The sequence below is a fragment of the Parachitinimonas caeni genome (assembly GCF_030129945.1).
Lineage (GTDB): Bacteria > Pseudomonadota > Gammaproteobacteria > Burkholderiales > Chitinimonadaceae > Parachitinimonas > Parachitinimonas caeni.
In genome coordinates this window covers 227,811-251,000 of the sequence record NZ_JARRAF010000001.1, presented here as the reverse complement: position 1 = coordinate 251,000, position 23,190 = coordinate 227,811, and the positions used below count along the sequence as shown (strand labels likewise).

The 23,190-nt window shown below is 57.6% G+C and carries 20 protein-coding genes and 1 other RNA gene; 7 read left to right on the top strand and 14 right to left on the bottom strand.

Annotated features, from left to right (window positions below):
* The first annotated feature begins 345 nt into the window (after positions 1-345).
* The 4 genes from PZA18_RS01075 (at position 346) to PZA18_RS01060 (ending at position 4,301) form a co-directional block, all read left to right on the top strand.
* The gene (locus PZA18_RS01075; protein WP_284098916.1) at positions 346-1,473 is read left to right on the top strand and encodes a Re/Si-specific NAD(P)(+) transhydrogenase subunit alpha; all 1,128 of its coding nucleotides are present in this window, start codon (positions 346-348) and stop codon (positions 1,471-1,473) included.
* 95 nt (positions 1,474-1,568) lie between these two features.
* Positions 1,569-1,859: a proton-translocating transhydrogenase family protein gene (locus PZA18_RS01070; protein ID WP_284099051.1), complete on the top strand. Its 291-nt coding sequence runs from the start codon at positions 1,569-1,571 to the stop codon at positions 1,857-1,859.
* 12 nt (positions 1,860-1,871) lie between these two features.
* On the top strand, positions 1,872-3,254 hold the full coding sequence (locus PZA18_RS01065) for an NAD(P)(+) transhydrogenase (Re/Si-specific) subunit beta (protein WP_284098915.1): 1,383 nt from the start codon (positions 1,872-1,874) through the stop codon (positions 3,252-3,254).
* Between the two features lie 255 nt (positions 3,255-3,509).
* The gene (locus PZA18_RS01060) at positions 3,510-4,301 is read left to right on the top strand and encodes a hypothetical protein (protein WP_284098914.1); all 792 of its coding nucleotides are present in this window, start codon (positions 3,510-3,512) and stop codon (positions 4,299-4,301) included.
* A 73-nt stretch (positions 4,302-4,374) separates the two neighbouring features.
* Here the strand turns inward: PZA18_RS01060 and PZA18_RS01055 are convergent, their stop codons facing one another.
* The 5 genes from PZA18_RS01055 to PZA18_RS01035 all read right to left on the bottom strand — a co-directional run bounded on the left by PZA18_RS01055 (position 4,375) and on the right by PZA18_RS01035 (position 15,124).
* Positions 4,375-9,780 carry a calcium-binding protein gene (locus PZA18_RS01055; RefSeq protein ID WP_284098913.1) on the bottom strand — a complete coding sequence of 1,802 codons (5,406 nt, stop codon included), beginning with the start codon at positions 9,778-9,780 and terminating at the stop codon, positions 4,375-4,377.
* Positions 9,781-9,913: 133 nt separating this feature from the next.
* Entirely contained in the window at positions 9,914-10,939 is a 1,026-nt protein-coding gene (locus PZA18_RS01050) for a CobW family GTP-binding protein (RefSeq protein WP_284098912.1), read from the bottom strand.
* Positions 10,940-11,084: 145 nt separating this feature from the next.
* Positions 11,085-11,699, bottom strand: a complete 615-nt coding sequence (locus PZA18_RS01045) for a ParA family protein (protein WP_284098911.1) — start codon at positions 11,697-11,699, stop codon at positions 11,085-11,087.
* Between the two features lie 49 nt (positions 11,700-11,748).
* The gene (locus tag PZA18_RS01040) at positions 11,749-13,572 is read right to left on the bottom strand and encodes a hypothetical protein (RefSeq protein WP_284098910.1); all 1,824 of its coding nucleotides are present in this window, start codon (positions 13,570-13,572) and stop codon (positions 11,749-11,751) included.
* Complete coding sequence (locus PZA18_RS01035) at positions 13,565-15,124, bottom strand: M48 family metallopeptidase (protein WP_284098909.1); 1,560 nt, start codon at positions 15,122-15,124, stop codon at positions 13,565-13,567. Before PZA18_RS01035 ends, PZA18_RS01040 begins: the two co-directional genes overlap by 8 nt.
* Positions 15,125-15,412: 288 nt before the next feature.
* Between PZA18_RS01035 and PZA18_RS01030 the strand changes: the two genes are divergently transcribed.
* Complete coding sequence (locus tag PZA18_RS01030) at positions 15,413-16,189, top strand: ferredoxin--NADP reductase (protein ID WP_284098908.1); 777 nt, start codon at positions 15,413-15,415, stop codon at positions 16,187-16,189.
* An 89-nt stretch (positions 16,190-16,278) separates the two neighbouring features.
* Here PZA18_RS01030 and pip read toward each other — a convergent pair whose 3' ends face one another.
* The 9 genes from pip to ylqF form a co-directional block, all read right to left on the bottom strand.
* Positions 16,279-17,235 (bottom strand): prolyl aminopeptidase, encoded by a 957-nt coding sequence (pip, locus tag PZA18_RS01025; RefSeq protein ID WP_284098907.1) that lies wholly within the window; start codon positions 17,233-17,235, stop codon positions 16,279-16,281.
* Positions 17,236-17,260: 25 nt separating this feature from the next.
* Entirely contained in the window at positions 17,261-18,067 is an 807-nt protein-coding gene (locus PZA18_RS01020) for a sulfite exporter TauE/SafE family protein (protein ID WP_308447312.1), read from the bottom strand.
* Positions 18,064-18,519, bottom strand: coding sequence for an EVE domain-containing protein (locus tag PZA18_RS01015; protein WP_284098906.1), 456 nt, complete (start codon positions 18,517-18,519; stop codon positions 18,064-18,066). Before PZA18_RS01015 ends, PZA18_RS01020 begins: the two co-directional genes overlap by 4 nt.
* Before the next feature lie 121 nt (positions 18,520-18,640).
* The gene (locus PZA18_RS01010; RefSeq protein WP_284098905.1) at positions 18,641-19,228 is read right to left on the bottom strand and encodes a 5-formyltetrahydrofolate cyclo-ligase; all 588 of its coding nucleotides are present in this window, start codon (positions 19,226-19,228) and stop codon (positions 18,641-18,643) included.
* Positions 19,229-19,260: 32 nt separating this feature from the next.
* Positions 19,261-19,458, bottom strand: a non-coding RNA gene (gene ssrS / locus PZA18_RS01005) — 6S RNA.
* 45 nt (positions 19,459-19,503) lie between these two features.
* Positions 19,504-19,812, bottom strand: coding sequence for a cell division protein ZapA (locus PZA18_RS01000; protein WP_284098904.1), 309 nt, complete (start codon positions 19,810-19,812; stop codon positions 19,504-19,506).
* Positions 19,805-20,008, bottom strand: coding sequence for a DUF904 domain-containing protein (locus PZA18_RS00995; RefSeq protein WP_284098903.1), 204 nt, complete (start codon positions 20,006-20,008; stop codon positions 19,805-19,807). The genes PZA18_RS01000 and PZA18_RS00995 overlap by 8 nt, the downstream gene beginning before the upstream one ends.
* Before the next feature lie 66 nt (positions 20,009-20,074).
* Positions 20,075-20,941, bottom strand: a complete 867-nt coding sequence (locus tag PZA18_RS00990; protein ID WP_284098902.1) for an ABC transporter substrate-binding protein — start codon at positions 20,939-20,941, stop codon at positions 20,075-20,077.
* Positions 20,938-21,840 carry a ribosome biogenesis GTPase YlqF gene (gene ylqF, locus PZA18_RS00985; RefSeq protein ID WP_284098901.1) on the bottom strand — a complete coding sequence of 301 codons (903 nt, stop codon included), beginning with the start codon at positions 21,838-21,840 and terminating at the stop codon, positions 20,938-20,940. The genes PZA18_RS00990 and ylqF overlap by 4 nt, the downstream gene beginning before the upstream one ends.
* A gap of 172 nt (positions 21,841-22,012) precedes the next feature.
* Here ylqF and PZA18_RS00980 point away from each other — a divergent pair, with 172 nt between their 5' ends.
* Positions 22,013-22,519, top strand: coding sequence for a peroxiredoxin family protein (locus tag PZA18_RS00980; protein ID WP_284098900.1), 507 nt, complete (start codon positions 22,013-22,015; stop codon positions 22,517-22,519).
* Positions 22,520-22,612: 93 nt separating this feature from the next.
* Positions 22,613-23,152: a DinB family protein gene (locus PZA18_RS00975; RefSeq protein WP_284098899.1), complete on the top strand. Its 540-nt coding sequence runs from the start codon at positions 22,613-22,615 to the stop codon at positions 23,150-23,152.
* Positions 23,153-23,190: the final 38 nt, after the last annotated feature.

Below are 23,190 nucleotides of genomic sequence, written 5' to 3'. Positions count from 1 at the left end.
CGTAGCACCGTAGTCGTCAACCCCCAGCAGCGCTTGTTGCTGGCAAGGTGTTGCGGGTGTTTATTTTGTTGATCGCAAAAGACGCCCGTCCCACCAAGCAGTTGCCTGTCCTTACAGTGTGGTTGTTCCCTTCCTGCCAGAAGCCCTGCGCCCGACCAACCGGTCTGGGGTATGCCTGAGCGGCCGGATCGGAGATGGAAAGCAGGGATACCCCGTCAATCGGGTAGCCATCCGCATTGTCAGCACGGGCACCACGACGGTGCCATGCCGAAGTCAGAGGCCTTCCCCAAGCCACGCATGCGTGGCTTGGGGAAGGTTTCTGATCAAATTAGGCGAGGTGCATGTATGCGAATTGGCATTGCGAAGGAGGTCGCCGCTTACGAAACGCGGGTGGCTGCCACTCCCGAGACCGTGAAAAAACTGGTCTCCGGCGGACACAGTGTGGTCGTACAAAGCGACGCGGGAAGGCTCTCAGCCATACCCGATCAACACTATATCGACGCGGGCGCTACCGTGGTTGCGACAGCAGCCGAGGCGTTCGATGCCGATATTGTGCTCAAGGTCCGCGCCCCCGAGGCCGTGGAAATTCCCCAGATCAAATCCGGTGCCCTGGTGCTGGGTTTGTTCCATATCTACACCAATACCCTGTTGCCCGAACTGGCAGCCCATCAGCTCTCGTGTTTTGCGATGGAGCTGACGCCGCGTACTACCCGCGCCCAGTCGATGGACGTGCTGTCATCCCAGGCCAATATCGGCGGCTACAAAGCGGTGCTACTGGCCAGTCAGTACTACCCGCGTTTCTTTCCGATGCTGATGACCGCCGCCGGCACGGTCAAACCGGCACGGGTATTGATCATGGGTGCCGGCGTGGCGGGTTTGCAGGCAATTGCCACGGCCAAGCGTCTGGGTGCCGTAGTCGAAGCCTTTGATGTGCGCCCCGTGGCCAAGGAACAGGTCGAGTCGCTCGGCGCCAAGTTTGTGGAAGTCCCGTTGACCGACGAAGAAAAGAAATCGGCGGAAACGGCCGGTGGTTACGCCCGTGAAATGAGTGAGGACTACAAGCGGCGACAGGCCGAGCTGGTGGATAAACACGCCCGTAACGCCGACATCATCATCACCACGGCACTGATTCCGGGCCGGCCGGCACCGGTGCTGATCCAGTCAGAAACCGTCGGCAAGATGAAAGCCGGTTCGGTGATCATCGACATGGCGGTAGAGCAGGGCGGCAATTGCCCCTTATCGCGTCTGAACGAGGTCTACACCACCGACAACGGCGTCACCCTGGTTGGCATTGCCAACCTGCCCGGCCTGGTGGCGGCCGACGCATCCGCCCTCTACGCCCGCAATCTGCTGACCTTCCTCGGCCTGCTGCTGGATAAGGAAGGCAAGATCGTACTCAACCGCGAAGACGACATCATTGCTGCCACCTTGGTAACCCACGGTGGGGAAGTGCTGTTCAAGCGCCCGAACTGAGACAAGGGAGATCCATCATGACGACCGAAACCCTGAACCAAGCCGCTACCGCCGCCGTGCAAGCGGCACAGCAGGCAGTCACCCACGCGGACAGCATGCCCTTTGTGACCATCTTCACCATTTTCATTCTGGCCATCTTCGTTGGCTACCACGTGGTGTGGAATGTCACCCCGGCGCTGCACACCCCCTTGATGGCGGTGACCAATGCCATCTCCGGCATCATCGTGGTGGGGGCGCTGCTGCAGACCGTCACCGTTGGCGGTGAAACCATCAGCCTGACCAGCGTGCTCGGCGCCGTCGCCGTGTTTCTTGCCAGTGTGAACATATTCGGCGGTTTTGCCGTCACAGAGCGCATGCTCGATATGTTCAAGAAGAAGAAAAAATAAGGAGCCGCACCGATGCATTCTCTTGCCCCCTACGCGGATTGGGCGTACCTCGTCGCCGCAATCCTGTTCATCCTCGCGCTCAAAGGGCTATCGAGCCCACTGAGCGCCGTGGCCGGTAACCGCTATGGCATGGCCGGCATGGCCCTGTCCATCATCATGACGCTGGCGGTTGCCCCTAACCCCAACTTCGCCCTGATCGTCGTCGCCATTGCCGCAGGTGCCGTGGTCGGCATCTGGCGTGCCCGTACTGTGCCGATGACGCAAATGCCCGAAACCGTGGCGATGATGCACTCGCTGGTGGGCCTGGCAGCCGTGCTGATTGCGCTGGCGGCCGTCCACCACACCGGCGTCCACCACGATGGCGTGCATCGCTTCGAGCTGTTTGTCGGCTGCTTTATCGGCGGCATCACCTTCACCGCCTCGGTCGTGGCCTGGGGAAAACTCTCGGGCAAGCTGGCCGCCAAGCCGCTGAAGGGCGCTTGGGTCAAGCCGGTGCAGATCGTCCTGGCTACCGCCATGTTCGGCTTCGGTGCGCATTACTTCATCACCGAAACGCTGCAGTCGTTCTGGATCATGACGGCACTGTCGCTGGTGCTGGGTTACTTCCTGATCGCACCGATCGGCGGGGGCGACATGCCAGTGGTGGTTTCCATGCTCAACAGCTATTCAGGCTGGGCGGCAGCAGGTATCGGTTTCACGCTCAACAACTCGGTGTTGATCATCGCAGGCTCGCTGGTGGGTTCGTCTGGCGCCATCCTCAGTTACATCATGTGCAAGGCGATGAATCGCTCGCTGCTCAATGTGATCTTTGGTGGTGGCATGGGTGGCGAAACGGCAGTAGCCGCCAGTGGTGACGGCGAGCAGAAAGCCTATAAGTCAGGAAGTGCCGACGATGCGGCCTTCCTCATGAGCAATGCCGATTCGGTAGTGATCGTGCCGGGCTATGGCTTGGCCGTATCACGCGCCCAGCACGCCCTGCAGGAATTTGCCGAAGCCCTGGCCCACAAGGGAGTCACCGTCCGCTACGCCATCCACCCGGTGGCGGGGCGGATGCCGGGCCATATGAATGTGCTGCTGGCCGAAGCGGAAGTACCTTACGAACAGGTGCTGGAAATGGAAGAGATCAATTCCGACTTTTCCAACACCGACGTGGTGCTGGTGATCGGCGCCAATGATGTGGTCAACCCCGCCGCCCAGCGTGACAAGGCCAGCCCCATCTACGGTATGCCGATTCTGGAAGCCCACAAGGCGCGTACCGTGATCGTGGTCAAACGCTCAATGAGCGCTGGTTACGCGGGTCTCGATAATGATCTGTTCTATATGGACAAGACCATGATGGTATTCGGCGATGCCAAGAAGGTCGTGGAGGACATGCTCAAAGCCACACAGCACTAGGTGCGGCTGACATTTCATTTCTGGATCGTGTTTCACCGAATGCGGACAGCAAGCAAACGGCTGCTTCGATTCCCCAAACTCACGCCGCCCACAAGGGCGGCTTTTTTTCGCCTGATGTCAGCGCCGTCACCTGCCTCCTCATCCACAGAGCCTGGAAGTGCCGGCAATTTTCACAATCAATTCTGTTCACCTGCCGTTAACCCGTTCTGAGCGAACCTTGCGTTAAATCGTTATCAACTGCTCAGGAGCCCCATCATGAAAAAATTACTTGCCGCCCTCTTGCTTGCCAGCACCAGCCTGCCCGCACTTGCCATTGGCACCATGGCTGAGGTCAATGTGGTCGATCGCTACAGTGGGCGCTTCCTGCCAACCTACTATCACAATGGCAGCTGGTATGTGGCCGGCAAGGCAGGGGGAAAATATGAAATCTCGGTACGTAGCCAGTACGGCGAACGCCTGTTGGCGGTGACATCGGTTGACGGCATCAATGTGATCAGCGGCAAGAATGCCTCACCTCAGCAAAGTGGCTATGTGATCGATGCCTGGGGCGAAACACGGGTTGAAGGCTGGCGCAAGAATATGGGGGAAGTCGCCTCGTTCATCTTCAGCCCACAAGGTCATAGCTATGCCGCGCGCACCGGGCGGGCCGACCAGGTAGGCGTCATCGGCGTTGCCTTGTTCCGCGAGCGGGCGCCGGTGCAGGTCTACCGCGAACGCGAGCGTCTGTACGACCGCAGTGACGCCCCTGCGGCCAGTGCATCACCCGCTCCGATGCAGAAACGCCGGGCCGAAGCCGCACCCATCATGGAAGACTCCGGCCGTGTATCGCCCGGTACACCACTGGGCACCGCCCACGGCAATCGCGAAGAATCGCAAGCCCGCTATACCGACTTCCAGCGAGCCAGCAGCAATCCGGATGAGGTCATCACGATTTATTACGATAGCTACGACAATCTGGTTGCGATGGGCGTGATTCCGGGGCGTCGCCATCCACGGCCGCAGCCCAGCCCCTTCCCTGGCGAGTTCGTACCCGACCCGCGCTGGTAAGCCTTGTTTGGCGCCATCAACGACAAAGGACACCTTGCGGTGTCCTTTGTCAGTTTCCAGCGCCCAGTCCGGATCAGTGCGTGCTGACCGCCAAAGTGCCAAAACTTGAAGCGGGCTCTTCACGATACCCACCGAAAGCAGCAGCTGCATCGGGTTCAAATGCTGCCATTGCGCCGATCATTGCCTGCAGTTGTTGATCGACACCTGCCATTTCGGCCGCCGAACTCTCCGCCATCACCTCCGCCAACCGGTTGCCAGAATCAGCCTGTGGGGCAGCCGAGATCAGCACACTGCTTGGTGCAGGCGTGGCCAGCCGGCTCTGGATGTCTGCGTCAGTCCACACCACGCCGTCGCTGAACTTGAACTGCTCGATCCGGTAAGTCGCTGCGAACGTGGCATCGAAATAGCGCTCGATCTGCACCTGATCGCCCGCGCCATATTGCAGCACCAACGCATCGCCACTGCGTAACACGGCCGTGACCTCTGCGGCGGTGGCGTCGGTGAACTGCACGGTATCGATGTTGCCAGTGGTCCCATCCCGATCGCGGATCACGTCTTTGCCATCACCTTTGCTCAACAGATAGGTGTCGTTGCCAATCTCACCTTCCATGCGGTCATCGCCTTTGCCACCCTTGATCTGATTGGCGGAGGCATTACCGACCAGCAGATTATTGCCAGCATTACCGGTGGCGCTGATGGCGGTGCCAGTCAAGGTCAGCTGCTCCAGATTGGCGCCGAGGGTGTAGCTGACCGATGCCCTGACGGTATCCAACCCGTCGTTCGCCAGTTCGGTCACGCTATCGGACAGGGAATCGACGATGTAAACGTCGTTACCTGCGCCACCAATCAAGGTGTCGAAGCCGGAGCCGCCATCGAGCGTATCGTCGCCGAGTTCACCCTGCAGACGGTCGTTGCCGGAATCCCCCATCAGAGAATCATTGTCGGCGCCACCATTGAGGTTATCGTTGTCCAAACCGCCGACCAGCGTATCTCTACCTGCGCCACCGTCGAGCGTGTCATGGCCCGCATTGCCAACCAATGTATCGTTGCCGCTACCGCCAACCAGCCAGTTGTGCAGGCTGTTGCCATAGCCCTGGAAGTTACCGGTTCCGGCATAACGCAGATTTTCGATGGCGCTCTGCAGCGTGTAGCCACCGCTCTGGGTCTCGATCGTGTCCGTGCCTTCGCCAGCATTCTCAACAATCTGATCGCCGCCCAGATTGACGTAGTAATCGTTGCCCTTACCGCCCACCAGCGTGTCAACGCCCAGGCCACCAATCAGCGTGTCGTTGCCATCACCCCCCAGCAGCTGATTAACGCCATCATTGCCAGTGAGCACATTGTCCAGTGCATTGCCGGTGCCGATGCGCGCATTGCCAAGCAACGTCAGATTCTCGGTATTGGCCTGAAGGGTCCAGTCGATGCGGGCAAACACACTGTCCTTGCCCTCATTGGCATTCTCTGCGGTGATGTCGCCCAGATCATCAACTTCGTAGCGATCATCATCGACACCGCCAACCATCGTGTCCTTGCCCGCGCCGCCATCCAATGTGTCATTGCCTTCGTAGCCGAACAGCAGATCATTGCCGCCCAAGCCGTAGAGTTCGTTGGCATCCTTACCGCCGTTGAGGGTATCGGCGCCTTCCGTACCTTTGATCACCGCCCCGCCCGAGCCTTGCAGCAATTGCTCCAGCGTCAGGTTCTGGCCATTGGGGAAGTGGAAGAGGGTAGGGCGGGTCGCCTGAGTGGTGGCCCCAAAGCGATCCAGCTCAACCCGGTCATTGGGTGAATACGCCAGCCAGACCCGTGGCGAACCATCCGCCGGGTTGACGAGGCCAGGTATGGTCTCGAAGCGGATCTGCGCCGGTAACACCCCCTCGCCAAACCAGATTTCGTTCTGGCCTTCGCTATCGTCAATATGGCTCCAGTTGTCGATCAGCTTGCCATCCGGGCCGGGAGTGGGGAGGAAGGCGTCACCACCGACAGTCAGCTTGTAGTGATCGTTGCCGGCGCCACCGCGCATCAGATCCTGGCCGAGCCCACCCTCCAGCTGGTCATTGCCATCGCCCCCTTCGAGCACATCGTTGCCGCCGTAGCCCATTAAATTGTCATCGCCGGCCAGACCAAACAGCCACTCGTTGGCGTCGCTGCCTGTCATCAGATCACCTGCTTCGGTGCCATAAGCGATGGAGCTCTTGTCGAGGCGGAACAGGGCACCGTGGCTGATAACCTGCCCGTTGTCGAACCAGTAATCCCGGATGAACGTGCCACCGTCTTCGGTTTGATCGAGTTCGATCCGGTCAGTAGGCGAGTAGATGAGCCAGTAACGGGGATTCGGGCTATCGGGTGTACCAGGTATCCGCTCGAACCGGATGTCTTCCGGCCGGATGCCCACGCCAAAGCGAATGGCATTGTCGCCTTCGCGGTCGATGATGTGGCTCCAGTTATCAACCAGGCTGCCGTCCGGGTTGCGCTGCAGAGTAAATGGGTCATCGCCACGTTCCAGCACGTACTCGTCGCGATCTTCGCCGCCGATCAAGGTATCAATGCCTCTGCCGCCAATCAGGACATCCCCCATCGCCCCACCCGATAGCCAGTCATTGCCATCCAGACCGGACAGCTGGTCATTCCCCCCCTTGCCGATCAGCACATCGGCTTTATCTGTGCCCTGCAGCCAATCGGAAGCATCTCCGCCCACTCTCGGCAACTCCGAGGCAGGCATGCCGACCAGCCCCCCGGCCGGATCATTGGCAAAGTACAGCATCACATTCGGACTCTGCAGCAGACTGGCGTCCAGCTCGATCCGGTCCTGCGCGGAATACACCAACCAGACGCGAGGTGGCATCTGCTCGGAAGGAATCCACTCCAGCCGCAGATCCGCCCGCCGGACGCCGGGGCCAAAGTACAGCTCGGTGACGCCTTCCTTGTCTTCGAGGCGACTCCAGTTTTCTATCAGCTGGCCATTCGGGCCAATCTGACGGCTAAAGGGGTCATCGCCCAGGTCGAAGTAATAGCGATCAAGACCCGCCCCACCGCGCAAAGTATCCTGGCCCTTGCCACCGCGCAGCTGGTCATCCCCATCCCCCCCTTCCAGCAGATCGCTGCCTTCGCCACCTTCGAGCAGATCGTTGCCAGCAAGGCCCAACAGGGTGTCGTTGCCAATGCCCCCATCCAGATGGTTGCCGGTGAGATTGCCCGTCAGGTGGTTATTGTCTTGGTTACCAATGATGCCGGTCATCGAGAAGGCACTTTCCTTCAGCACCGCATTTTCAATATTGCGTACCAGGTTCAGATTGATGTGCTCTGCAGAAAGCCAGGTGTCCGTTCCTTCACCCTCGCGTTCGACGATGGTCGCAGCCGTGGCGGTATCGTAAACATCATCGCCTGCACCGCCGAACAACTGCACGCTGCCGTTCGATCCCGCAAGCGTATCGTTGCCATTTCCACCGTTGAGCACACCGCCCATTTCATCCTGCAACCAGTCGTTTCCATCTCCACCATACAGTTCGTCAAAACCACCGCCACCAATCAAGGTGTCATGGCCTTCGTTGCCTTCGAGCACATCGTTACCCTCAAGGCCGATCATGCGGTCGTTACCCAGACCACCGCGCAGATGCTGGCCCATCGGCGAGGTCGTCACCTCGTCATCACCATCACTCAACAGCAGCCCCTGTCGGGCAATTTCTGCCGCAAGGTTGTAGTGCAGACCTTGCAGGCTCAACTGCTCAATCGCCGGGGTAGCCGAGGCGAAATAGTCGCGCACCGTCACGCTGTCACCCGCGCCATAACGAACGATCAAGTCCTGGCCCAGTTGCTGGAAAGTGAGCCCCGCCAGATTGCTCACATTAACGAAATGCAAGGTGTCGCTACCGCCCTCGACACCCGCTGTCTCGATCACCACATCGGCCCCATCGCCATTGACGAAGGTATAGAAATCATCACCACGGCCGCCGGCCAGCTCATCGTTGCCGGTGCCGCCAGCAAGTAAGTCAGTGCCATCATCACCGCTCAGACTATCGTTGCCGCCGCGGCCATCCAGCATATCGTTGCCTTCGCGGCCGGCGACGCGTTCGTTGGCATCGCTCCCTGTAAACGTGTCATTGCCGGAAGACAACTCCAGGCCCGCCAGCTGTACCAGCTGTTTCAGGCTACGGCTCTCGCCGTTGGCAAAACGCAGCGTATCGAGCGCATTGTTTTGTGCGACATAAAAGTAGTTCTGGAGAAACAGCCGGTCGGTCGCGCCATAGTGAATTTCCAGGCCATCGCCATTACGTACAAAACGCAGCTGATCCGGCCTGATGCCGGCTGTAAATAGCAGACTGTCTTCGGCATAACCATCAGCTACGGTATCAAAACCAAACTCCGGCCCATCCCCCTTGTTGAACACAAAGGTGTCCGCACCTGCGCCACCATAGAGCCAGTCGCCGTCTTTGCCGCCTTCGAGGCGGTCGTCACCACTATCACCACTCAAGGAATCTGAGCCGACTCCCCCGAGCAGGGTATCGCGGCCATCGCCCCCGCCGACATGGTCATTGCCGGCGCGGCCATCAATGTGCTCGTCGCGCGCATCACCGACGTAACGGTCATCCTGCTCGCTCAGCCTCAGACCTTGCTGGCCAAACGCTGTGCGCCAGTCCACAAAGCCACTGCCTGCCAGCTCGAAGCCATTGAAATCGTCCATCGACACGGTGACGGAATCCCCTTCGCCATAAATAATCGCCACCGTATTCAGGCCGCGACTTTCGAACTGCATATCCTCCAGGCGAATGCCGGATGCAAATTCAATGCGGCCATCCAGAAAGCGGCTGGCATCTCTGACTTCGACGATCCGGTCGTGGCCATCACCACGTTTGAAGCGGTAGGTATCAACGCCCAACACACCCTCCAGCGTGTCATTGCCGGCCCCCCCTTCAAGGGTGTCGTCGCCGTCCATGCCGCGAATCGAATCATCCCCGGCGTCGCCCATGATCCAGTCGGCGGCGTAACCGCCGTCGTACTGGTCGTTGCCATCACTCAGATGCAAACCCAGTTTGGCGATTTCAGCGGCGATCGTTGTGAAAGGTTCATTCAGGAACTTCAGCACTTCAATCCGGTTTGCCCAGGTATCGTCGCTCTGAAAGTAATCGGGAATCGTGATCGAATCGCTGGCACTGTAGCGGATGACCAGGTTGAGACCATGCCGGTAGTAACTGAGCTGATTGCTGCTGATATCCTGGCCAAACTGGAAGGTATCCCGCCCGGCATCGCGATAGTCGTTGAAATCAAACACCGTGTCGTTGCCATCCCCCAGGCGGAACACATAGATGTCGTCACCACCGCCGCCTTCCAGCCGGTCAGACCCGGCTTTGCCTTCGAGCCGATCATTGCCAAACCCACCCTGCAAGGTGTCATCGCCGTCGGTGCCGACGAGTGCATTGCTGTTGCCGTCACCAATGATCACGTCGTTGGCCTTGATCATGTCCCTCGTCAATGTATCCATATAATTCCTCTGTATTTCTAATCGAATTGGCTTGCTTACGATTTGCTAAGGGTCTGGCAAGCGAATGCCGGCTGCGACCCGGTCAGAAAAAAGCCACCGCTCTTATCGAGACGGTGGCCTGATCGACACCCATTTAAAGCTGGCAATCGTTGATTGCCGCTTCCAACATCGCCCAATCAGGGGGTTCTTCACACGCCACGATGACTTCACACCGGCTGTCCCGACGATAAGCCAGCGCCGTTGCACTGGCATCGCGGCCGACAACGTTAAACAACAACCAACCTTGATCGGTATGAAAAACTGCCTTGACTCGGGACAATTCTTGCAGGCCCAGGCTCGATGGATTGTTCGTCAATTTCAGCATCAGCTCGGCCAGCCTATCGCCCGAAAAAACCCGCTCCGGCGACCAGACCCAGCCGCAGCTGGCCTGTCCCAAGCCTTGATTGAGATGGCGACGTCCTTCGGTTGCCGGCGGAGACATGGCCGACCGCTTGGCTGAGGTCAGGTGGTGCTGCGGTGCGGCAGACGGTGCCGTCGTCGCCGGGTAGTCGGTAACCAGGTCCAGCCAGGCTGGGTCCAGTTTTGCCTGAATGGTCGTTGCCACCACCTGCTTGGGTGGAAACAACCGCGCCGCCATCGCTTCGAACTGGTCGATATGCTCGGCATCGGCCCGATCACACTTATTGGCCACCAGCACATCCGCCAGCACGATCTGGTCGCGCCAGGTTTCGTGGCGGGTGTAACGCGCATCCTCCAGATGGCGCGGATCAACCAGGCAAATTATGGAGCGCAAATCCAGCGCAACCGACAGAAACGGATCTCGCAGCAGGTCAACGATGCCGGCCGGATGACCCAGACCTGAGGGCTCGATCAGCAGGCGATCGGGGCGGCGCTCGCGCAGCAGCCGGGTCAGGCTCACCCGCAGCTGGGGGCTGGTCGTGCAACAGATACAGCCCCCCAGAACTTCCACCACATTGAGCCCGGCCTGTGTGTCAGTCAGCGCAGCGCCATCAATCCCCACCTCGCCAAACTCGTTGACCAGCACCGCCCAATATTCGCCGGCGGGCCGATCAGCCAGCAGGCGGCGCAGGGCGGTGGTCTTACCAACCCCCAGAAAACCGGTCACGATATTGACGGGGGTCTTGCTTGTACTTTGCATGGTTTGACTCTGAAAAAAGACGTAAATCCAGCCCACCCCGGCACATACCGAGATCGTGTGGCACAGATTTACAGCGGTAAATTAGGTTCTGTTGACCTAAGTTGGCACGGAAGCGATCAACACAGCCACTGGCTGAACGTTGCAACTATTTCAGCCAGGTAAAAATGGGCTGCCACTCCGCGAGGTCACGTTCGATTTTGGGCGCGGGCAAATCGAAGATGCCCAGGCCGCGTGGCAGCGTCTGCACGTAAAGTTGGGTTTCCCGTAAGCAGGTCAGTACGGGTAGATCAAATCGCTCCAGAAACCGGGCCAGCTCACGGGCGGCAACAGTGCGGGCATTCACCCGCATACCGACCACGGCAACGGGCAACCGCCCCTTGCGTACGGCCTTTTCTTCACTCAAACGGGCAAAGAATGCTTCACTGGCCCACATATCAAACGACGATGGCTGTACCGGCACCAAGACCCGGTCCGCCAGTTTGATCGCCGCATCCAACCGCTTGCCATGCAAACCTGCCGGGCTATCGATCACCGCCTTGGCGCAATGCGTTTCACGTGGATCATCCGGATCAATATCCCATCGCTCAATGGCCGGAAAATTCAATGAGCGGTGCTCCAGCCAGCGGCGTGATGACTGCTGCCGGTCCAGATCAGCCAATGCCACCTCATCTCCCTGCCAAGCGTGCCAGGCAGCAAGATTGGTCGCCAGCGTGGATTTGCCACAGCCACCTTTGGGGTTGGCAATCAAGGTTACGGACATCTTAAATTTTTTGCTTTCATGGATTGGTATTGTGACACCCCAGCCCTTGTCATCCGCCACACCACATATCAGGAGGGGGCGGTGGCGGGGTCAGTTTTTCAGGACGCGCCCACAGCAAATACCCGAAATAGGAACCGGGCAACTGCCGCAATACATACTTCGTCGCCAGATCCATCCGCGCATCATTGCCTTGCCAGCTTTTCAAAGCCTTCAGGGCAGGCTTGATGGTATCCCAACCGCCACGGTAATGCGGATAGCGTGTAATCGCGGTCAGGATTTTGCTGTCTGCATGGTCATGCTGCGTCAAGAACAGGCTTAACACCTCATCTGCCCGCGTCAGGTCTGGCGCGCCGAACCAGCCTTCGATCAAACCACGGGCTAATGTGTAGCCCGCCATATAGGCATCCTGCTTGCTACAGGCCTGCCACAGCAGAATCTCGGTGCGCGTACGATCCCCCCGCGAAAACGCATCCTGAACCAGCCAGCGCAGTGCCGCCTGACTGCCTTGCATACCGGCTTTTTCCAGCCAGAGCCGGCCGGCCTCGATGCTCGGTTCGCAACCTTGCCCTTCCAGCAGGCAGAATCCCAGCCGCTCCTGCGCCAGGGAGTCCTCCTGCTCCGCAGCCAGTTGGTAAGACTCGAAAGCCGCCGTTGCTCCGCCCTCAATCTCCCCCTCACGCTGCATATCACCCAGGATCACCATTGCACGCAGATCGCCCAGCCCATACGCCTGCCGGAACAATTCGGCAGCGCGGGGCCGGTCGCCATGGGCTTCGGTGGAGCGCAGTAAATAAGCCGTGGCAACCAAGCATGGGATCTGCTGCGCCGTCCCCCGCGCCAGCTGATTGGCTACTTCATATAAGCGGATCGCCTCAAGCGGATCGCAGCGAAATCCGTCGTCCCCCTGCCCCAGATCGTAAGCCAGATAGCGGGCAGACCAGTAGCCATAGGTTCCCCCCTTGTCGATGGCCACCCGGAAAAACTGTTCAGCTTCGTCCAGCTTTTCCTGCTTGACCAGCGAGCGCGCCAGTTCATAGAAGTATTCCGCATCCGGATCAGCGGCGACCGCAGCACGCCAGGCATCAGTTGCCTCGGCTAGTCGGTCCAGATCTCTGAGTGCCAAGGCACGGTAATGATGAATCTGGCCCACAACAGGCGGTGTTGCTGCAAAGCTCAACGCCTGCTGGTAATGCTGCAATGCCTGTTCCGAGTCCTCCCGAAAACTGTAGGCATAGCTCCCGACCCACCAATGGTGACTGGCTTCGAGGTCGGTCACCGACTGCGGGTCTTGCAAACCACTGCGGGCTTCATCGAGCAAGGCTTGCATCTCTGGCACACTCCCGCCCCAGCGGGGTTCCTTGATGGCCTGCATGGCTCGCCAGCCGCCATACCACTGGGGATCAACCTCGCGCAGTTCACCAAACAGCCGCTCGGCTTCGGTCTGCTGCCCAATCACCTGCTGCCGTTGCATGAGTGCTTCCAGCTGTCGGCCAGCAGGCACCCCCAACGCCATCGAGCGACGCAATAAGGGCTCAGCCAAGTCATAGTGCTTGCGGATCTGCGCCCAATCCTGCTCCGACACCCCACCAGACGTGCTGGCACCGCGCGTTTCTCTGGCGATGTCGGTATGCAACAAGCCGGCAACCGCATGGGCCCATCCACTGTCAGGACGAGAGGCCAGCCATGCTTCCACGGCTTCGAGATCCCGATCCTGGGCCGCCTCGGTCAGCTGGCGATACAGGCGGCTTATCTGATCACACGTTTGCCGACCAGGCTGCTGACGATATGCCGCATAGGCATCTGCCAAGGCTTGCTCCAACAGATCGAAGTCGCCCGCATGCATGGCCGCCCGCAGAGTATTCGATTCAGACATGGGGCTCACCTCCCAGATGAGAGGCCATCAGTTTGTATAAGGCGTGCCGATGCGTATCACGGTCTTCCCAATAGCTCGCCAGCAAGGCAGCGGCTGCCGGTGCCAAATCCGGCTGCAACAACATGGCACGGTGAATGGCGGTGATGGCTTTCTGCGGTTGCTCGCCAAGCCAACGCCGGCCATAAGCCAGTACAGCGGGCGCATGGTCAGGGTGCAAGCCGAAAAATGCATCAACGGCAGCATCGTCGTCCTCAAGCTCATCCGCCTGAATTCTAAACAACAGCAGCTCCCACTCCTCTGCGACCGACCGGCTGGAGTTGGCCTCCAGTTCCATCCGCCGGGCTTTGGACTGTGTCAGTTCCTGATGCCGCTCCTGCCACTGGGTGGCGATACCGTCGCGCCAGCGCTGATCAAACTCTGCCAATACCTCAGATAGATGATCCCCAAACCAGGCCTCCGCCGCGGTCTGATCTGCCACCGGTGCGATCGAACGTCCCTCAATCAGGATCTGGTCCGGGTCCAGGCCCATCGCCTGCAGCCGATCGGACAAAGCGGGGTGGGTATCAAAATAATTGGTCTCCTGCGCCAGCCTTCTGCGCAGAATCCGCATGGAAATTTCCCGGTCCGGATCACACCGGATCAAGGCAGGCAGCTCGAACCAAGGGCGGGCCTCGGGCTGGGGCTCCTGTTCAACCCGCGCATAAATCTTCTGCCAGAAGTCTTCCTGCAGATAGGCGGCGGCAATTGAAAACCGCATCAGCGCATCCGCAGCCGTGTGGGGTGACACCAGCCGCGCAGAGGCCCGGTCCGCGCCATATTCAGCGTTGCGACACAGGGCAAAAACCAGCACATCAAAACGCGGTACATACCAGTTCAACACCCGAACCAGAAGCCGGGAAGGCCAATCCTTCCAGCGAGAAGCTTCATCGAGCATATGCAGCAGGAAGATCCGCAGCCGGTAAATTGCCGAATCAAAGCGGGAAGGGTGGCCGGACAAGTGGCCGTATTCATGGGCTACCACCGCCATCGCCTCAGCTTCGGACAAGGTTTGGATCAGCGGCACACCTAAACCGATGTAATGCCGGCGCAGCCCCAGAAACCAGAATCCGCCCAGCGGCCGCGATATCGCAAACGCATTGAAGTCTTCCGTCAGCAAGACGCCGTGGATTTTCGGACCGCGCAGCTGCTGGCGCATCCTGGCCAGATCGGCAAAAAGCGCCGGCGCTTCGTGTGGCTTGATCCAGCGACCATTCGGCATAGGACTGGGGCTGGCCACTGTCCGCCAGCCAATTCGCAAAAATCCCCATACCGGAATCAGCAGCACCCAGACCACATTGAGAAACTTCAGTAGCACCAGCAAGCCCTTCAGGCTCAACACCAGCACCACCACCAGCAGCAGCACCAACACACCCGTGCCCAGAACACCGCCAAAAATCAGTAATCCGAGTAAAGAAAATGCAGCAACCTGCAGCCGAAACCGAACCGGATGCTTCTGCAACATCTGCTGGTGTTCGGCAACACTGACGTCGAAATTCTCAAGACGAAGGTACATGCGCTCACTCCTGATCGATGCACAAACTGCTTGAAAGAGAAAGTTTTTCTCCTGGCACGCTTTAAGTTTGGCAGAAGAAAAACAGGTTTTCGACGGCGATTGCCCAACATCATCAACCACCCACCAAACCCCTTTTCTGACGCATGCGCCACCCCAGAACGCCCCTTGCTCTTCACCCTGAAAACCTGACAAGCATCAAAAAGCCTTTGTTTATTCTAAAAATGTTGCTGCGCAAAAATCACTCCCTCGCTAAAATTCGAGCTCTTTCCATCCCTTTGGGCATGCACCATGGCAACACTGGCGACCGAACGCGTAATCAGCGTACATCACTGGAACGACACGCTTTTCAGCTTCCGCACAACTCGTGATCCGGGGTTGAGATTTGAAAACGGTCAGTTCGTGATGATCGGCCTGCAAGTCAATGACCGCCCCCTGCTGAGGGCATACAGCATTGCCAGCGCCAACTATGAAGAAGAGCTGGAGTTCTTCAGCATCAAGGTTCAGAACGGTCCTCTGACATCCAGGCTGCAACACTTGAAGCCCGGCGACGAAATCATCGTCAGCCGCAAACCCACCGGCACATTGGTTCTGCACGATCTGAAGCCCGGCAAGAATCTGTACCTGTTGAGCACCGGTACTGGCCTCGCCCCCTTCATGAGCGTCATCAAAGACCCGGAAACCTATGAGCGTTTCGAGAAGGTGATTCTGGTACACGGTGTACGCTGGACCAATGAGCTGGCCTACACCGACATCATCACTCGCGAACTGCCAGAGAGTGAGTTCTTTGGCGAACAAGTTCGCAATCAGCTGATCTACTACCCAACCGTTACCCGCGAACCCTTCCGCAACCAGGGTCGCCTGACCGACCTGATTGAAAATGGCAAGCTGTTTGAGGATATCGGCCTGCCACCGCTGAACCCCGAAACCGATCGCGCCATGCTGTGTGGCAGCCCGGCAATGCTTGAAGACACCTGCAAGCTGTTGGACGCTCGCGGCATGAAGGTTTCACCGCGTATCGGTGAACCCGGCGATTACGTAATCGAGCGTGCTTTCGTCGAAAAGTAAGCCAACCCGCTCTGACCGCAACAACACATCCACCCAAGCAAAAAGCCGGCAGATATACCTCTGCCGGCTTTTGTTTTCCCTTCAACGCATCACGCGAGTTGCTGCTTCATGCGCTCACAGGCTGCCACCAACTCACGCTGAATGCCTGGCTCCCAGGCGGCATGGCCTGCGGCATCAACCATAATCAATTCTGATTCAGGCCAAGCCTGATGCAATTCCCAAGCCGTGACCGGTGGGCACACGACATCGTAACGCCCCTGCACAATCACACAAGGCAGGTGACGGATTCGATCGATGTTATCCAGCAGGCTGTTATCCGGCAGGAAAATGCGATTCACAAAGTAGTGCGCCTCAATCCTGCCCAACCCCAACGCCACCGGGTCACTGGCAAAGCTTGCTACCGTCGAGGCATCAGGCAGCAAAGACAGGCAACTCCCTTCGTATTCCCCCCAGGCACGGGCAGCCGGCTCATGGATTGCGGGATCAGGATTGTTGATTTTTGCGTGATAGTGCGTCAGCAAATCGGAGTGCTGGTCTTGGGGCAGGTGGTCGGCAAACTTCTGCCAGACTTCGGGGAAGAACTGCCGCATGCCATACATGAACCAGTCCACTTCCTGTGGCCGGCACATGAAAATGCCACGCAGTACCAGACCCAAACAACGATCAGGGTGGGTCTGGCTATATGCCAGCGCCAGTGTGCTCCCCCATGAACCGCCAAACACCAGCCACTGTTTCACGTGAAGCATCTCACGCAATCGCTCAATGTCATCAATCAGCAAAGGCGTCGTATTATCCCGCAACTCTCCCAGCGGTCGGGAACGACCGGCCCCACGCTGATCAAAAATCACGATCCGATAAAAAGCCGGATCAAAGAACTGCCGATGCTTGGGGCTGGCACCCGAACCAGGACCACCGTGCAAAAACAGCACTGGCACGCCATCGGGGTTCCCTGACTCTTCCCAATACATGGTGTGAAGATCATCCAGTGGCAAGAAGCCACTATGGTTGGGTTCAAGCGGTGGGTATAAATCGCTACGAACAGTCATCGTTCTTCTCTCCAGTCAACCGGTCTTAGTGAGCAAGCAAGTTCCAGATCATTTTGCTGGCCACGACAATCAATAGCAGGGCAAAGCACTTCTTCAAGGTAGCGACCGGCAAACGATGGGCGAGTGTCGCACCAAGCGGCGCCGTCAACATACTGGCAAACACAATCCCTGCCAGTGCAGGCAGGTATACAAATCCCAAGGCACCGGGTGGCAGACCCTGACTATGCCAGCCGTGAGCCAGATAACCGGCAAGCCCGCCCACGGCTATGGGAAAACCCAAAGCAGCCGAGGTAGCAATTGCATTCGGCAATGGCACATTGCACCAAGCCAGAAAGGGGACAGACAGAGAGCCGCCGCCAATACCAACAAAGCTCGAAATCGCGCCAATGACCCCACCCACGCCAAGCAGACCGCCAGTCTGCGGCAAGGTACGACTGGGTTTGGGTCTGAAGTTGGCCAGCATCTGTGCCGCCACCAAATACGCAAATATGCAGAAGAACCACTTCAAGCCGGTACTCGGCAATTGGGATGCCAGACCCGCTCCCAGAAAAGTGCCAAGAACCAGCCCCCCCCCCATCCGGCGCACCACCTGCCATTTCACCGCGCCACGCGCATGGTGCGCCCGCACACTGGAAATCGAGGTGAAAATAATGCTGGCCAGTGAAGTCCCCAACGCCAGATGCATCAGGTGATCCGGCGCAAAATGCAGCAGGCCGAAAGCCCAGATCAGGGCCGGCACGATAATCAACCCGCCGCCTACCCCCAGTAAGCCGGCAAGAAAACCGGCGGCACATCCAACCATCAGGTAAATCAGTAATGCCTCGGTAGTCAAAACAGACCCTCCAGAATGTGCCATTCCTGCTCGCTGACTGGGGTGATCGATAGCCGATTACCTCGTTGCAGCAAACGCATGCTACCCAGAGCCGGCAGATTTCTGAGCTCGGATAGCGGTATGAAGCGCGTCTTGCGCACGAATTTCACATCCACCTGCTGCCAACGCGGGACTTCGGGCGTCGATTTGGGGTCAAAATACTTATTCTCGGGATCAAACTGGGTGGGATCGGGGTAGGGCGCAGAACAAATTTCAACAATGCCAGCGATGCCAGGCACTGCACAACCAGAGTGATAAAACAAAGCCAGGTCGCCCATTGCCATATCATCACGCATAAAATTCCGTGCCTGATAATTACGGACACCATACCAGCCCACTGTCTGCGCTGGCAGTCGCATCAGATCGTCGATACCCACATCATCCGGCTCGGCTTTCATCAACCAGTAATTCATCGCTGCCCTCTTAACAAAATGCCTGATTCAAGTATTGCTACGGGTAGGCGGCAGCGGACAATCAGGCAAGGTAGGTGCAAAGTCATGGGCCCAAAGGCAGGCCGCGCGTTTGAAGGCGTCTTTATGCAGGGAAACCCCGCCGATAATGACGACGCTCACTGATCACGGCGTCCAATCGGATATCCCACGGTTCGCAGGGAATGACTTCGGCACGCTGGCATTCAAAGGCCAACCCAAGCAGAAACGGGCGCTTGATCGCCGCCGCCCGGGCCCGATACGCAAAACTGCTGTCGTAATAGCCGCCCCCTTGTCCCAAACGCCGGCATTGCTGATCAAAGCCCACCAAAGGCAAAACCACAAGCTCAATCTGGCGAGGTAGAAGGGTGTTCAGCGGACGGGGCTCCTGAATACCGTGGCAATTTTTACGGTGGGGCACACGACCATTCCAGACATCAAATCTTAGCCGCCGATGACGGGCAATCCGTGGCAAATACAGCTCTCGCCCCAAACTGCGAGCAAGAGCGGCCAAGGGGCGGGTATCCAGCTCACTACCAACCGGCCAGTAAAACGCAATCCGACTGAATTTTCTGAGATAACCCGCGCGCAGAATGCGCTTGGCAACCAATCTTGCTGCCTTGGTACGGACAGATCGAGGCAGGCTCATGCGAGCCCGGCGCAACTGCTTGCGCAGCACAGCCTTATCGATCATCGGAAATGAAATTAAGAAGAGAGGTGTGGGGGTGCCCCCCCGCGAGTGTCGCCCGGCCTGCATCTTGAACCGTGTGGTTCAAGTGGTCACCCTCCACGCGCCTTAAGGTGCATCCTGCAAGCCCGACGATTCGGGGGGACGCTCACAACAGCGCTAATCGGCTAGGTAACCTCGTCAATGACGAGTTGGTTCAAAGAATATTAGACCGACAACGAACACCGCAGGGAGACAAAACTTAATCTATGCATCAAACAGACGATAACTACGGCCAAAAATCAAGAAATTTGGCCTTTTTCGGTTAACGCCGCTTCAATCGTGTTCTGCATACGGGCAATTCTACGCCGAAAATCGCCCATGTCAAAATCCGCTGGAGTCGTTCGATTCAACATTTCATGGGTGATGTCCAATGCCGCCATGATCGCAATTTTGTCAATACCGATTACCTTGCCAGCATCACGAATCTCACGCATTTTCTGGTCGAGATAAGACACCGCCTGCAACAACACCGCCTCTTCGTCTTCCGGGCAGGCCACGCGAAATTCCCGACCCATGATTGTGACGTCAATGCTTTTAGGTTCAGTCATGTTCTTCTACCGGCAATCGCGCCAAAAGGGCTTCAACACGTGTTTTGGCCATATCCACCTTGTCATGCAGCTTCATATTGCTGGCCTGTAGCGAGGCCATCTCCAGTTTGAGCTGGGCATTCTCGGTGCGCAACTGCTGGCACAACATGGCAAGGGTGTTGATCCGGTCTTCCAGGCTGGAAAGTTCAGCGTCCATAATCAAGTTTCTGAGGCTAAAAAGCAGGGCGATTGTCGCGATATTCTGTTGAATAGTCTAGTTCGGCTACCGGGGCAAAGCCATGATTCGACGGCAAAGTTGATCCACGGCAGCAACCAGCCGAGGGCCCGGTCGGCCTAAGCGGATGGGATCAGCCTGAACCAGCCGCTGTCTGCTCACTGCGGGCAGAGCGGAATACCCTTGCCAGTGGGCAAACCAACGTCTGGACTCAGCCGGATTGGCGACCGCAATGATCAGTTCAGGCTTGGCTGCCAACACCGCTTCGTCACTTACTATCGGGACGGCCGGTTTGCTGGCCCCATACAGATTACGCACACCACAGGGCGTAACAGCCTGGGCCAGAAATTGCTCGTCATTGATGCTGATTGCCGGAGATCCACCCACCAACAGCAAGGTTTGGTGAGAAGGGAGCGTCTGATAGCGCAGCTTCAATGCCTGCCAGTCCTGAATAAACTTGCCAGCAAAGCGTTCTGCTTGCGCATCCGCGCCAACCAACCGGCCCAGCTCCTTGGCTGCGGCAGGGATCTGCTCAATTTTGCCAGGCGTACTGGCAAACACGGGTACGCCCAGATCGCGCAGGCGCTTCAAGCCGGCAGAGGAACCCGGCCCCTCCCAAGCCACCACCAGATCGGGCTTCAGCGCCACAATAGCTTCCACATTGATGGCACCGTAACTGCCCACCTTGGGTAATTTCGCCACTGCTACCGGGTAATCACTTGCGCTATCCACAGCGATCAGCTTCGACACCGCCCCAACCTCGGCCAATAACTCGGTTGCGTGGGGAGAAAGACTGACCACGCGCGCTGCCGCTTGCGGCAAGGTTAAAATCTGCCCACGGTCATCAATACCGGTCACCCCAGCCCAGGTGCAACCAAGCCACAAGAATCCCGTTGGCAGTAGGCGTCGCATCATGCTTCGTCATCATCCAGAGGCGCAATATCCGGATTTTCAACCAGATCTGGCATGGGCGGCGGATCTTCAGGCCTTTCCAGAGAGATGCGCCCCAGCTGGCCGCTTCGAAAATCCGTGAGCACCAGCTCAGAAATTTTCTGGCGATCAATCAGTCCACCCGGAAGCATCGCACCACGCCGCCGAGCCACCCGCTCGAACAGCTCATCCCCCGTGCCGGAACAGTCTTCCAGCTTGTAGCGTTGCTGCAGACCCTGAGGATAACGCGCTGCCAGCCATTCCAAGGCAAAGGTGGCAACTTCCTCTGCATCATAAGCATTGCGACCGATCGCACCGGACAAGGCAATCTTCAACCCAGCTTCCATTGACTCGATCTTCGGCCACATCAGCCCAGGGGTATCAATCAGCACCATGCCATCAGGCAACTCAACCCGCTGTTGCGATTTGGTAACTGCGGGCTGATCAGCCACATCGGCAACTTTACGTCGTACCAGGGTATTGATCAGGGTCGATTTCCCAACATTCGGAATACCTGCAATCAGGGCCCGCATCGGCTTCTCGAAGCCAGCGCGGTGGGGAGCCAATTGCAGGCATAGCGCTGCAATTTTCTTCGAGTCACGCAGCTTATTGGCCTGATCCAGCATCAAGACTGCCGTCTTGGGCTGATCAGCAAACCACTGCACCCAACGCTTGGTCACCGCCGGGTCAGCAAGATCGGTTTTGTTGAGAATTTTCAGCGCTGGCCGTTGCCGGCCCAGACGCAGAGTCTCGATCATGGGATTACTCGAGAGGCGCGGCAGGCGCGCATCGAGCACTTCGATAACGACATCGACTTTGGCAAGCGTTTCGGCGACTTTTTTACGCGCCTGATTCATATGCCCCGGAAACCACTGAATTGCCATGAAGCTACCTGCTTGATTCTGAATTAAGCAAATTATATCGCCCAAACATCAATCAATGAAAAATTAACGCAAAATCAATATAATGTGGCTTCAATTAAACCATGCTTTTCTCGAACTTTCCGTTTATTCACCGATCAAAACGACCAATACCCTTGTTCTCAGGAAATCCAGGATGAATCGCAAAATCGCTGCCAGCATCGCCGGTCTTGCCGTGGTTGCCGCCATTGGCATCATTACTGTGAGTACGAGCCACGCCCAGAAAGTACCGCAAGTGACTTACACCTCGATCAAGGGTGAGCAGCGCAGCACAGACTCATTCAAAGGCAAAGTGGTGCTGATTAATTTCTGGGCCACCAGCTGTACTGGCTGCGTCAAGGAAATGCCAAAACTGGTTGATACCTACAATAAATTTCAGGCACGCGGTTATGAAACCGTTGCGGTTGCCATGAGCTATGACTCGCCCAATTACGTTGCCAACTTTACCGAACAACGCAAGCTGCCATTTTTTGTAGCACTGGATACGACAGGCGAAATTGCCCAGAAATTTGGCGGTATTCAGCTGACGCCAACCAGTATTCTGGTTGATAAAAACGGCCAGATCATCCAGCGCTTTATCGGGGAGCCGGATTTTGCCCAGCTGGAAGCATTGATTGAACGCAAACTCAAGGAAACTGCCTGATTTTTAACGGCCTACGCCAGCGCATTCTTTAGGCGTTGGCCAAATCGCCTGCTAAGCTGAATCAACGCGTCCCGATTAGGATGAGGCATTGCCATGATCAGCTGGAAAAGCCACTACATTTATCAGATCGACTATCAGCACTGGGCAACAGATGCACTGTTTGCCAGTCTGGATAAGTTATCCGACGATGCCCGCAAGCGGGACGAGGGCTTACCCTCGAAAAGCATTCACGCCAGTTGCAACCATATGCTGGCCTTCAATCTGCTCTGGTGGGGACGGCTGAAAGGCGAGTCGCCTTCCTTGCGGCTGGATGCTGAATTACACGCCGAGTGGCGTGAATTGAAAGCAGCCATTCGCCAGACGCTGCGCCAGACCCAGCATTGGATGGAAACCCAGAATGAAGAATTCTTTGTTTCCGAAATCAAATATCTGACTTCAACGGGAAAAGAGCACAAGGGCTGGGTACATGATGTACTCACCAATCTCAGTACCCATTTTGCGCATCAACGCGGCATGATCGCAGGGGTCATCACCCGTCTTGGTGCTGCGCCACCGAATATGGATTTCATCGACTATCGACGGGATATGCAGGACAGTCTCGCGCATTTGCGCTCAAACAGTAATCTGAGCTGAAGGCGATGAGCTGTTGATGATTTCACGAATAGATTCAG